The following is a 12935-nucleotide window of genomic DNA, read 5'->3' on the forward strand; positions in this document are numbered from 1 at the left end:
GATAATTTCAGTTTTTGAAATTGCCGAATCTACAGGGCAGAAAACCCATACCAGGGACAAAGCGGTCAGCAGCTTTTGATAGGTGGGCGAAGGGTGTCGGTGCTGGTGCGAGTAAAGGGGTCAGGCACAGGACCTGACTCAGTTTTCAATACTCGGCTTTGGGGTAGAGTTCTTGAGTGACCAGAGCCAGTAACTGCTTTCTTTGTTGCTCGGAGTAGCGGCGGTAGCTGGGGGCTTTTTCCACCAAGGAGTAGCTTGGCAGCGAAAATGCCCGGTGGAGTTTGGCCACCTCGGTTTCGGGCAGATGTTGCACCCGCAAACCCGGCATGCCCTTGATAAGCGCCATTTCGTTGGGAGTGCTGAAGGCTACACTGCCCATGGTAAGCAGGTGAGCGTGCCATTCTTCCCTGTCGTGTACGGCATGTACCTGGGATAGGGGTATGCCTTCTTGCTGACAGAAGAGCTCCATGGGATCCATGCGTTCGTTGAAGCCCTTGATGGTCAAGTAAACGAAGGTGTATTGGCTGATATCTTCGAGGGTGATGGCCGGGGATCTCTGCCACAGGGGATGATCTTCTCGGCTGACCACACATACGCCCATGGCCTGCCCAAGTGAACTCAGAATGAGATCCAACTGCTCAGGGTGTTCGAGACAGATCCCCAAATCCAGTTGCCCACGGTGAATCTTCTCTGCCGAGTCGTCCTGCCAGGGGTAGAGCCTGACCTGACCCAACTGCTGTTGAATGTTTTTCAGCCCCAATTTCATCGCCAGTGCGGAAAGCAGTCCATGCGCCACGGCAATATGGATACAGATGTCGTTCGAGGGCTGACGGCTCTGATGAACCTGTTGCTCCAGCCGATGCACTGAGTGAATGAAATCACAGACGGGCTGATACAGGCTTTCGGCCAGTGGGGTGGGCTTGAGTTTTTGCTGGCGGCGATAGAAAAGCTCGTCATCAAAGGCCAGCCTGAGCGCGGCCAAACAGCGACTGACCTTGGGGGCGGAAACCGCCAAATCTCTTGCCGTACAGTTGGCATGCCCCGTCTCATAGATGTTCTTGAACACCATGAGAGTAAAGATATCCAATTCGCACAACTGCTTGAGTAATCGACTCGTCACTTACATCCATCCCGCGGCTTTATACCACTTAGGGGGTAGATGTTAGCTCTCCGAGCAGCGCATTACTGTGACTGAGCACCATTCTGTGCTGCTTTTGTATATTTTGTGAACAAAGTGTGATGGAGATCCTGTTGCAGGATCCCATACTTTAAACTCATTCCTGGGTTTGCAGCCTCAACTCGGTAGCCGTTTCGCTGTCATTACCCAGCTGTTTCAGCAGATTGACCTCTTCTTTGACTCTCATGCCGATAAATTGGCCACCTTCGAAGATCTCCATCGACTTACTGGCCACTTCACCTTCGACAGTCCCTGTGCCGCAGATGGTCAGTTTTTCACAGCAGAGCTTACCGCGAAACAGTCCGGAGACCTTGAGCTCCTGGCAGGTGAGTTCGCCATCAACCAAGCCGTTGGCTTCTATGGTCAGCTTGCTTTCGGCGTTGATTTTTCCATAAATGGCACCGCCAACCAGAGTCTCGCCATCGAAGTGACTCTCACCGGTGATTTTGCTGCCCTGGGCAATATATGTGAGCCCCGTCGTTTTTTTGCTTTTACCAAACATAATGCTTTTTAAGAGTTTTTTCTCAGGGAAGGCCCGATGTTACCCGTTATTGAAAAAGAACAAAACCACTAAAATTTGGCGCTGTGGGAGTCAGATTTTTGGCTCCCGGATGGGAAGTCAAGCGGGGTCTGGCTCTACCAGCTTGATGGCAGAGGCGGGGCAGGGGGCAACGCAGGCGCCGCAGCCGCTGCAGCGCTCAGCATCCAGTACAGGTAGAGCGGTAGCCCCTAAAAGGGGCGGAAAGCGGATCGCCCGCTCGTCGCAGGCATCCTTGCAGCTTTGGCAGACAATACCCTGGCGGGCGAGGCAGTTGTCGGCAAATTGGGCTATAAGCTGCCAAGGCGCTTCGCTAAGAGGCCTGAATACCGGCTCTGCACAGCTGGTGACACAGGCTTGGCAAAAGCTGCATTCGGCGCGCTGGAAGTTAAGCTCCGGAAAGCCGCCATCCCCCTTGATAAGCACTTGGGTCTCGCAGGCATTCACACAAGCGCCGCAGCGAGTACAGGCGTCGATAAATTCCGCTTCCGGTTTACTCCAGGGCGGCCTGACCACATTACTCTTGCGGCGACTGAACAGATGTCTGCGGGATAGATCCATGACTAACCCTTGTAACCGTTAGGATTGTTGGATTGCCAGTTCCAGCTGGAGTCGGCCATATCCTGCAGGCTGTGCTCAGCCTGCCAGCCCAGCTCTTTGGTAGCATGGGTAGGGTCGGCATAACAGGCGGCGATATCGCCGGGACGACGCGGGGCAAACTCGAAGGGGATCGCCTTGTTGCAGGCTTTCTCAAAGGCTTTGACCATCTCAAGTACGCTGTAGCCCTGGCCTGTTCCCAGATTATAGGTGACCAGGCCAGGATTGGTGGCGAGTTTATCCAGTGCCTTGAGGTGGCCTATGGCAAGGTCAACTACATGGATATAGTCACGCACACCTGTGCCGTCTACCGTGGGGTAGTCATTGCCGAATACGCTGAGTTTATCGCGCTTGCCGACGGCAACCTGGGCGATAAAGGGCATCAGATTGTTGGGGATATCGTTGGGATCTTCACCGATGCGGCCGCTCTTGTGGGCGCCGACCGGGTTGAAATAACGCAAGCGGGCGATGTTCCAGCTGGCATCGGCCGCGGCCAGATCCGCCAGAATATGTTCCACCATCAGTTTGGACTGACCATAAGGGTTGGTGGCGCCGGTGGGGAAGGCCTCGGTGATCGGCAGACTGGCGGGATCGCCGTAAACTGTGGCCGATGAGCTGAATACCAGGTTGCGAACGCCATATTCTTTCATCACCTGGCACAGAATAAGGGTGCCGGTGACATTATTTTCATAGTATCTCAGCGGCTGGGCGACGGATTCACCCACCGCCTTAAGGCCGGCGAAGTGAATAACGGCTTCGAAGCTGTGGTCACTGAAGACTTTCTGCAGGAATGCCTTGTTGAGAATATCGCCTTGATAAAAGAGCACGCTCTTGCCGCTGATCTCTTCGACTCTGGCCAAGGCTTCGACACTTGAATTGCTCAGGTTGTCTATCACCACAACCTCTTTGTCCGCGGCCAAGAGTTCAACCAGAGTGTGGGTGCCAATATAACCGGCTCCACCGGTGACCAAAATTGTCATGCTTTACTTCCTTTAACCAAATCGCCCAGATAGGCGGCAAATTCACGTCCAAGCTCGGGGTGGCGCAATGCATGTTCCACCGTTGCCTGCATATAACCCAACTTGTTGCCACAGTCATGGCTCTTGCCACGCATGTAGTAAGCGTTGACCTGTTGGCTTTGCATCAACATGGCAATGGCATCCGTGAGCTGGATTTCATCACCGGCACCGGCCGGCGTCTTGCCAAGCAAGGGCCAAATGGCGGCAGGTAGCACATAGCGGCCCACTACAGCCAAGTTAGAGGGGGCTTCGTCGACATCCGGCTTTTCAACCAGTTTGATAAGCGGCTGGGATTCGCCCGGCTTGAGATCGTGGCCGTTGACATCAGCTATTCCGTATTGGTCTACCTTCTCGTGAGGCACACCTTCCACCATGATCTGCCCGGTTCCTGTGCGGTCGAACAGGCTGACCATTTCGGCCAGATTATCGCGGGAAAGATCGCTGGCGGCATCGTCTATCAACACATCCGGCAGCAGCACGGCGAACGGCTCATCACCTACTACCGGACGGGCACAGAGAATGGCGTGTCCCAGCCCTTTGGCCTGAGCCTGGCGGACGCTGATCACAGTGACATTTTGCGGGCAGATGGACTGCACTTCATTGAGCAGTTGCCGCTTTACCCGGCGCTCAAGCTGGGCTTCCAGTTCAAAACTGGTATCGAAATGGTTTTCAATGGAGTTTTTACTGGCGTGGGTAACCAGCACGATTTCCTTGATGCCGGCGGCAATGGCTTCGCTGACAACATATTGGATCAAGGGTTTATCTACTACCGGCAGCATCTCTTTTGGAATGGCCTTGGTGGCCGGCAGCATTCGGGTGCCAAGACCCGCAACGGGAATTACCGCCTTGCGGATGGTGGTCGATTTTATCGGCATTCAGATACCTTGGGTGCTCGGGATAAAACAGCCCCTATTGTAATGCAGTGGCACCGAAAAGCCATTTGCAAAAAGGGCTAATTTCCCTGGATATATGCAAAAAAGCCTGTTTGGAGCACAAAAATAAGCTTCTGAGTTCACAGAGTTAAATACCAATTTGTAACTCAATCTTTACAAATTTTCTTCACTGGTCGCCGGAAATAAAGTGTGACCTGGTTAACAAAAGTGCGGCCTTGAGTGAACATGAAATCAGAAACGATTCAGGCAGTGAGTATGGACTATGAGTAAAGCAACTCAATATGTGGCCCGTCACCCGGGCAGTGATGGCCGAATAGATTACCCGCAGGACGAGCACGCCATCTGGCAGGAGCTGTATGCACGTCAGGAACACAACTTGCCGGGACGTGCCTGTGACGAATACATGCAGGGACTCAAGGCGTTGGACTTGCCCAAAGACAGGATCCCGCAACTGGGTGAGCTGGATACCGTGTTGCAGGACACCACTGGCTGGAAGACGGCGGCGGTACCGGCGCTTATCTCATTCGGGCGCTTCTTTGAACTCCTGGCCAACAAGGAGTTTCCGGTGGCAACTTTTATCCGCAGCAGGGAGGAGTTTGATTACCTGCAGGAGCCGGATATCTTCCATGAGATTTTTGGTCATTGTCCCTTGTTGACCAACCCGGCCTTTGCTCATTTCTCCCATATTTATGGTCAGCTGGGGCTTGATGCCAGCAAGGAAGACAGGGTCTTTTTGGCGCGTCTCTACTGGTTTACCGTGGAGTTTGGTTTGCTGCGTACCCAGACCGACGGTCTGAGAATTTACGGTGGCGGCATTTTGAGCTCGCCGGGCGAGACGCTGTACGCCTTCAGCGACACACCGGAGCGCAGACCCTTTGAACTGCTGGATGTGTTGCGCACTCCCTATCGGATAGACATTATGCAGCCCATCTATTACGAGATAGAACATATCGATTTTCTGGATGAAATCGCCCGCATGGACATTATGAAGGCGATTACCCAAGCCAAACGACTGGGACTCTTTACCCCCAAATTTCAACCCAAAGCCAGCTGATACTGGCGGTAATGGCCTGCGTGCAAGCATGCTGGCCACTTTCAAGGAGATGTTATGACTGAACTGGCCAATATGAAGTGCGAAGCATGCCGCGCCGATGCTCCCAAGGTGACAGATGCCGAGCTTGCCGAGCTTATTCGGATGATCCCGGATTGGGGCGTACAGGTGCGCGATGGCATCATGCAGCTGGAGCGGGTTTACAAGTTTAAAAATTTCCGGCAGGCAATGGCCTTTAGTAACAAGCTGGCTGACTTGGCTGAAGAAGAGTTTCACCACCCGGGGATCCTGACCGAATGGGGCAAGGTGACTGTGACCTGGTGGTCGCATTCCATTAAGGGGTTGCACCGTAACGACTTTATCATGGCTGCCAAGACAGACCAGTTACTGGATTAATCTTTTCCTAATATATTCAGTGTGTTGATTGTCTCTTCACACTGAATCCTTTCCCTTTGTTACAAATCCGCTGTAAAGCGAGCTTGCCACTTGTGTCAGAACCTTCTAACGTATAGGGCGCATTTTTACATCGCCTGCTGACCTCTTCATGCAGGCGATAATCCCAAAGAATCTGAATTATAAAAGGGAATGACAGTTATGCGCTTGGAAGTCAGTTGTCAGGATCGCGTTGGTTTAGCCAAGGATATTTTAATGGTGCTGGAGCGATACGGGATTAACCTTATCGCTATCGACGCCAGTAACAAGGGATTCTTATATTTGCAGTTTGCCGAGGTCGGCTTTGAGACCTTGAGTGAGTTGATGCCCCAAATCCGTAAGGTGGAAGGGGTGCACGACGTCAGAACCGTTTCCTTTATGCCCTCGGAGCAGGAGCATTACGCCCTCAAAACCCTATTAAAAACCCTGCCGGATGCCGTGTTTTCCCTCGACGGTAAGGGACGTATTCGTATCGTCAACGAGTCGGCCTTGCTTATTCTGGAAATGGCCGAACATGAAGTAATAGATGAATCCCTCAATCACTGGGTGCAAGGCTTCAATTTTGGTCGCTGGCTCAGTGAGCCCAAGGTGTTGGCGCAAGCTACCCGGGTTGCTATTGGCAGCAACGAGTATCTGGCTGAGATGCTGCCCATCTATCTGCCGGATGAAAACGACAAGAGTATTCTCGCCGGCGCCGTGGTGGCACTCAAGTCACCTGCGCGGGTGGGCAAACAGTTCAACGCGCTGCAGAGCCAGAGCAGTGGCTTTGATTCAGTGCTGGCCGTCAGCGACAAGATGAAAGAGGTACTCAAGCAGGCCAAGCGTATGGCACAGCTGGATGCGCCTTTGCTGATCACCGGAGAAACCGGCACAGGCAAAGAGCTGATGGCCAGGGCTTGTCACGATGCCAGCATGCGGCGGGAGAAACCCTTTATTGCCATCAACTGCGCCGCCATGCCCGACAGTGCTGCGGAAGAGGAGCTGTTTGGTTATGTCAGTAAGGGGGAAGTGGTTAAGCGGGGTTTCTTCGAAGAAGCCAAGGGCGGCACCGTCTTCCTCGATGAAATTGCCGAGATGTCCAAGGCCGCTCAGGTCAAATTGTTGCGCTTGCTGCAGGATGGCAGTTTTCGCCGTATCGGCGGCGATGTAGAGGTGCGCGCCGATGTCCGTATCATCTGCTCGACCCAGAAGAATTTGGCGGAGCTTTGTCAGACCGGTGAGTTCCGTGAAGATCTCTACTACCGAATTCATGTACTGAGTTTCCATATGCCGGCGCTGCGTGAACGCAGGGTCGATATTATCCCGCTGACGGAAATGTTCCTTGAACACTACAGCCAGCAGCTTTCCAGCCCGGTGCGGCGGATCTCGGCGTCCTGCCGCGAGCACCTGTTGACCTATGCCTGGCCCGGTAACGTGCGGCAACTGAAAAACGCCGTGTTCAGGGCGGTATCCATGTGGGACGGTTCGGCCGAATTGACCATAGAACAGTTGAAACTGCCTTCCTATGCCGAAGGTTTTGGCTATTTCGACAAGGAGTTTGAAGGCACCTTGGATCAAGCCATGAAACAGTTTGAAGCCGGTTTGCTGCGGCGTCTCTATCCGGCGTACCCCAGTACCCGCCAGTTGGCGAAAAAGTTGGGGGTATCCCACACAGCCATTGCCAATAAACTCAGGGAATATGAGATCAGCAAGAAGCGCTGAAGCCCTGTAAAGTGGATTTGCCGCCGGAACGGCTGAAATTTAGGCTATCTTTGAGCGCAAAGCCTTTGCCGGCGCTTGCTGATGGCAAGCGTCAGTGAAAGTTTACAAACTCGTTCCCGTGCGGGCTAAATGTGAAGTGAGTCACAGAGTTTTCATTCCCCGCGGCATGAGGTATTACTGGCGGGATAACAGAAACGGATTGAGCTGGGCACATAGCCTGATGAAAACCATTAATCCGGGCAGAGACAGGAAGGAGCAGGTATGAAATTAGCGACATATGACAATGGACGCCGCGATGGTCAACTCATGTTGGTCAGCCGGGATTTGAAGAAGACAGTGGCTGTCCCCGCCATAGCCCAGACCATGCAGCAATTGCTTGACAGTTGGTCACTGCTGGAACCTCAGCTCAGAGAGCTTTCCGATGCCCTGAATGCCGGCATGTTGGATAACACCCAGGACTTTGACGAGAGCCGTTGTTTGTCACCTTTTCCCCGCGCTTACCAGTGGGCCGACGGCAGCGCTTATGTCAATCATGTTGAGCTGGTACGCAAGGCCCGCGGCGCCGAAATGCCGGAGTCTTTCTGGACAGATCCCCTGGTCTATCAGGGCGGTTCAGACAGTTTTATCGCCCCCAGAGCCGATATCCCGCTGGCAAGCGAAGATTGGGGCATAGACTTCGAATCGGAAATTGCCGTGGTTACAGATGATGTACCCATGGGCGTGAGTGCTGAAAACGCCGCCTCTCACATCAAGCTGTTGATGCTGGTTAACGATGTGTCGCTGCGTAACCTGATCCCGGCCGAGTTGGCCAAAGGCTTTGGCTTCTTCCAGTCCAAACCTTCCAGCAGTTTTTCGCCGGTGGCAATCACCCCGGATGAGCTGGGGGATAAATGGCAGGATACCCGGGTTCACCTGCCGCTGATCACCCATCTGAACAACGAACTGTTCGGCAAGCCCAATGCCGGGGTGGATATGACTTTCAACTTTGCTGAGCTGATCGCCCATGTCACCAAAACCCGCCCCCTGGGCGCCGGTGCCATCATAGGTTCGGGCACCATTTCCAATTATGACAGAAGCGCAGGTTCCAGCTGTTTGGCCGAAAAGCGCATGCTGGAAGTGATTGCCGAGGGCAAGGCGGTGACGCCATTTATGGGCTTTGGTGACAGGGTCAGAATCGAAATGCTGGATGATGCCGGGCACAGCATCTTCGGCACGATAGATCAGCAGGTAGTTGAGTATATAGCCGAGTAAAATAACTCGATAACAAAACGGGGCTCTCTGAAGCCCCGTTGGTTTTTATACCGGCTTGGTATTGCCTTCGAATGTGTCAGCGTTAAGGCTTTGGATAAAACATCACCAGGACGGAGTCGCAATCTAAGGTTAGCGAGCTTTGGGAGAACAACTTATGTTGAAATTATATGGTTACTGGCGCTCCAGCGCCGCTTATCGGGTGCGAATTGCACTCAACCTCAAGGGGCTTTGCGCCGAGCAGCTCTCGGTTCATCTGGTGCGCAATGGCGGCGAGCAGCATCAGGTTGCTTTCAAGGCGCTTAACCCGCAGGAGTTGGTACCGGCTTTGGTGGTGACGGATGACACCGACGATCGCGCCGAGTTGGTGCTGTCCCAATCACTGGCGATCATTGAATATTTGGATGAAGCCTTTGGCGGTGAGGCGCTGTTGCCGGGTGATATTGAGCAGCGGGCGCTGGTCAGGGCCATGGCGATGGGGATTGCCTGTGAGATCCATCCTTTGAACAACTTGCGGGTGTTGCAGTATCTGACCGGGACGCTCAAGTTGGATGACGCGGCCAAGAATGATTGGTATCGCCACTGGGTCGAACAGGGCTTTGGTGCATTGGAGCAACAGCTGCAGCAGTACTCGGGCAGGTATTGTTTCGGCGACCAGGTCAGCCTGGTGGATATCTGTCTGGTTCCCCAGGTTTATAATGCCAAGCGTTTTAATATCGATTTGTCTCCTTATCCCAATATATGTCGTATTAATGATGAGTGCCTGACTCTGCCGGCCTTTATTGATGCAGCACCTGAAAATCAACCAGATGCCCAGTAGTTTTATTATTTTATAGTCATCTATGCGGTGGCTATAAAATAACTTTAAAAATACCCCGCGCTTGAAAAACCTCTCTTATAAAATGATACCTTTCTGTTAATAACAGGCTTTTGAAAATAAAATCTGCTCGGCAATTTGTAACTAATTGTTTAAACAACATGCTGTTTTTATTACATTTGCGATCTGACTTATATAGGAAATTGTTTTTAGATTTATAGGTTTACCATTTCTTTGTTTAGTCTTTTATAAAATACCTCAAATAACGTATTTCGTATCATATGTAGGATTTTTCCTGCTTGTTGTTTTTCTCTTATTGAATTAGCTGTTACATGTGATACATATGTTAATGCTTGATTTTGACCAAGCTATAACAATAAAAAATACGCCATACCTATTAAAAATCTGCTTCCGAAAACCTGTTTTCGGCGGTATGGCGTTTTATTATCAAAAGGAAAAGAAGTATGCATAAGTCGATTATTGCGCTGAGCATAGCCGCAGTCTTATTGGCGGGGTGTGGCAGTGACAACAAGAAGGCACCTGAGCCGGTTAATACAGCCCCTGAGAGTCAGGATGTGACCTATGACGTTCGTCAGTCGGTACGCCTGGATGGTCAACTGGAAGGAAGAGATGCCGAAGGAGGGATAACCTTTTCGTTAGTGGATCCCGGCGAAGTCAAGTTAGGGACTTTGACTATCAATGATGCGGCCAAGGGTAGCTTCAGCTACCAGACCGATACGTTGGAAGGCACAGAAGTCGTGCGCTTCAAAGTCAGTGACGGCAAGAGCGAATCTGTCTCGACGCTGACATTGCGTATCGACGGTGGCGACCCTTTGTATCAGCATCAGTGGCACTTGAAAAACACAGGCCAAAATGCCTTTGCCAAGAATCGCGGTGTGGCCGGTGAAGACATGAATGTCAGTGATGCTATTGCCTCAGGTGTTACCGGTAAAGGCGTTACTGTTGCTGTGGTAGATGATGGTCTGGAGATTAGTCACCCGGATCTCAAGGCCAATGTTATTGAAGGCGGCTCCTATAACCTGATCACCGGCACTATCGATCCTACGCCATTTGCCGACAGTGCTTCGCACGGTACTTCTGTTGGTGGGATCATAGCCGCTGCCGGTTGGAATGGCCTTGGCGGCCGCGGTGTTGCCCCCGATGCCAACCTTATCGGTTTTAACTTCCTGGATAAGGATCCCAGCGGTAAGGTCAAGAGCGTACAAACCTTTGAGAACTTCGCCAAGTCCCACGGTGCCAGTGCTTACAGTGACAATGCCAGGGTGTTTAACCAGAGCTATGGTTATTCAGTGCCTTTCCCCCATGGATTTGATGAAGATGAAAATGAGGTCTATGGTGCTATTACCAAAGACAGTTTTGACGGCAAGGGCAGCATCTTTGTCAAGTCTGCCGGTAATGGCTACAAATATTACAAGGCGTTCAATACCTTCTGGATCCCCGGTGATTATTTCAGTGCGCCAAAAGAAGGCAAAGTGCCCAACCACGGTTTGCCCTTCCATAATGCCAACATGTCCTCCGACAATGCCAACGTATATAACCTCCTGGTATCGGCAATCAATGCAGCCGGTAAGCGCTCAAGTTATTCTTCTGTAGGTTCCAATGTGTTCGTTACTGCGCCGGGTGGGGAATATGGTGAGGATGATCCCGCCATTGTGACCACGGACAGAGCCGGCTGTGACAAGGGGAGTTCGGTTACCGAAGAGCGCCCATCAACGCCTTTTGACGGCGGCCTGCATCCACTCAATCTGGAATGTGACTATCGTTCTACCATGAACGGAACATCGTCAGCAGCGCCCAATACCAGTGGTGCAGTCGCCATGATTATGAGTGCCAACCCCTCTCTTTCCTGGCGTGATATTCGCCATATCTTGGCTTCGACTGCCACCAAGGTGGATGCAGATATACCCGCCAAGACGATTGCTATCGGTGAGGGGGACAAGGCGCCTGTCTATGAGGCTATCTCAGCCTGGCAGGACAACGCTGCAGGATTTCATTTCCACAATGAGTATGGTTTTGGCAGGGTAGATGTCAGTGCGGCTGTAGCTATGGCCAAGGACTACAAGGCAGACTTAGGTGAGTATCTGTTGACTGACTGGATTGCCAGTGAAAAGGATCTTGATAAGGCGATTCCGGATGCCAGTCTTGCCGGGGTTTCAGACTCTCTTGAGGTTGCCGAGGATTTGGTGGTGGAAGCGGTGCAGATTGAACTCAGCGCCGATCATCTGCGTCTTCCTGATCTGGCGGTTGAGTTGGTGTCTCCGGCAGGTACCCGCAGTGTGTTGATGACGCCTTTCAATGGCCTGGTGTATCAGGGCGTGATGGATCCCAACGATCCGGATGACCTGGTCAAAGGCTATGATAAGACACCTATGCTCTCAAATGCTTTCTATGGTGAAAACACCAAAGGTGTGTGGACCATTAAGCTGATAGATGTGAACAGCGGTGAATATCAGTTCCTCAAATATGACAAGGGTTATATCAGTATTCCCAATGAGAGTAACGGTATGTTGAAGGGCTGGTCCATTCGTTTTCATGGCCACAAGGCCAAGGCAGCATCTTAAGGAGTAACAGATGAAGATTTCAACAGCAATGATGGCCATGGGGCTGACACTTTTGGCGGCTCCTGCAACGGCGCATGATAAAAACCCTTTTGAAGATAACGGCAAGCAGTATCAGCAACAGGGCGATAGAGCCGACTTCCTCGGACTGAAGGATACTTTTTATGTCAAGACAGACAAAGGTGTGCAGAAAGCCAGCAGGCTGAGCCAGGGAGAGCAACTGGTGACAGAGGCCGGCGAGCCATTTGCGACAGTGACCGGAAAGCTGGTGGTCAAACTCAAGCCTGGTGTTGATGCCGCGGCCTTTGCTGCCGATTCAGGCCTGAGGTTGGATTGGCAAAATGACACTCAGCTGATGGTGTTGGCCGCCAGTGAAGGCAGCGATCTCCTGGCTGTGCTCGAAAAGCTGAAGCGGGATCCGCAAGTGATGAGAGTCAAGCTGGATAGGGCGGTACTTAAACACGAGCCTATGTGATCCAATGAGATGATCCACTCAGACGCAAAAAGGCCCGGGTTCCACCGCAACGTAGATCAGATAAGGATCGGTTGACCGATCCTCCTGATGAGAGACAATCGGAAACCTGTTTGTAGGTTTCCGATTTTTTATGTCTATTCAAAACTGCTTTGCCGACTTTCTTGAAGAGAGTCCTGTTGATGTCGCTCAGCTAACCACCTTCTCCGAGCATATTCCTGACGAGTGGATTGCTAAAGCGGCAACACTTTCCGATAAAGCGACGATTCGTCGACGTCGCTTACCGAGTGATATGGTTCTTTGGCTTATTGTTGGAATGGCGTTTTTCCGCAACGAACCGATTGCCGAAGTTGCACGGCGAATGAATGTCTGTGCCGAGGGGTTAGCCGATGAGGAGCTGTTAGCAAAAAG

The 12935-nt window shown here is 52.0% G+C and carries 13 protein-coding genes; 8 read left to right on the forward strand and 5 right to left on the reverse strand.

The annotated features are described in order from the left end of the window. Positions 1–145: 145 nt before the first annotated feature. From N512_RS0120860 to galU, 5 genes are all read right to left on the reverse strand, one after another. The gene (locus N512_RS0120860) at positions 146–1120 is read right to left on the reverse strand and encodes a LysR family transcriptional regulator (protein ID WP_028781566.1); all 975 of its coding nucleotides are present in this window, start codon (positions 1118–1120) and stop codon (positions 146–148) included. A 154-nt stretch (positions 1121–1274) separates the two neighbouring features. Beyond that, on the reverse strand, positions 1275–1679 hold the full coding sequence (locus N512_RS0120865; protein ID WP_025010908.1) for a bactofilin family protein: 405 nt from the start codon (positions 1677–1679) through the stop codon (positions 1275–1277). 117 nt (positions 1680–1796) lie between these two features. Next, complete coding sequence (gene napF / locus N512_RS0120870; protein ID WP_028781567.1) at positions 1797–2276, reverse strand: ferredoxin-type protein NapF; 480 nt, start codon at positions 2274–2276, stop codon at positions 1797–1799. A gap of 2 nt (positions 2277–2278) precedes the next feature. Beyond that, entirely contained in the window at positions 2279–3292 is a 1014-nt protein-coding gene (gene galE / locus N512_RS0120875; RefSeq protein WP_028781568.1) for a UDP-glucose 4-epimerase GalE, read from the reverse strand. After that, on the reverse strand, positions 3289–4200 hold the full coding sequence (gene galU / locus N512_RS0120880; protein ID WP_025010905.1) for a UTP--glucose-1-phosphate uridylyltransferase GalU: 912 nt from the start codon (positions 4198–4200) through the stop codon (positions 3289–3291). Before galU ends, galE begins: the two co-directional genes overlap by 4 nt. A gap of 286 nt (positions 4201–4486) precedes the next feature. Here galU and phhA point away from each other — a divergent pair, with 286 nt between their 5' ends. The 8 genes from phhA to N512_RS0120920 all read left to right on the forward strand — a co-directional run. Further along, positions 4487–5278 (forward strand): phenylalanine 4-monooxygenase, encoded by a 792-nt coding sequence (gene phhA, locus N512_RS0120885; protein WP_025010904.1) that lies wholly within the window; start codon positions 4487–4489, stop codon positions 5276–5278. A 54-nt stretch (positions 5279–5332) separates the two neighbouring features. Beyond that, positions 5333–5671 carry a 4a-hydroxytetrahydrobiopterin dehydratase gene (locus tag N512_RS0120890; protein ID WP_025010903.1) on the forward strand — a complete coding sequence of 113 codons (339 nt, stop codon included), beginning with the start codon at positions 5333–5335 and terminating at the stop codon, positions 5669–5671. A 198-nt stretch (positions 5672–5869) separates the two neighbouring features. Then, positions 5870–7408, forward strand: coding sequence for a transcriptional regulator TyrR (gene tyrR / locus N512_RS0120895; protein ID WP_025888340.1), 1539 nt, complete (start codon positions 5870–5872; stop codon positions 7406–7408). A gap of 261 nt (positions 7409–7669) precedes the next feature. Continuing rightward, on the forward strand, positions 7670–8659 hold the full coding sequence (locus N512_RS0120900; protein ID WP_025010901.1) for a fumarylacetoacetate hydrolase family protein: 990 nt from the start codon (positions 7670–7672) through the stop codon (positions 8657–8659). Positions 8660–8816: 157 nt separating this feature from the next. Beyond that, on the forward strand, positions 8817–9476 hold the full coding sequence (maiA, locus tag N512_RS0120905; protein ID WP_028781569.1) for a maleylacetoacetate isomerase: 660 nt from the start codon (positions 8817–8819) through the stop codon (positions 9474–9476). A 461-nt stretch (positions 9477–9937) separates the two neighbouring features. Beyond that, positions 9938–12055, forward strand: a complete 2118-nt coding sequence (locus N512_RS0120910; protein WP_028781570.1) for a S8 family serine peptidase — start codon at positions 9938–9940, stop codon at positions 12053–12055. Between the two features lie 10 nt (positions 12056–12065). Then, positions 12066–12527, forward strand: a complete 462-nt coding sequence (locus N512_RS0120915; protein ID WP_028781571.1) for a hypothetical protein — start codon at positions 12066–12068, stop codon at positions 12525–12527. 130 nt (positions 12528–12657) lie between these two features. After that, positions 12658–12935 (forward strand): transposase domain-containing protein (locus tag N512_RS0120920; RefSeq protein WP_028781572.1); only part of this gene is annotated, 278 nt, incomplete at its 3' end.

The organism is Shewanella sp. 38A_GOM-205m (assembly GCF_000518445.1).
Lineage (GTDB): Bacteria > Pseudomonadota > Gammaproteobacteria > Enterobacterales > Shewanellaceae > Shewanella > Shewanella algae.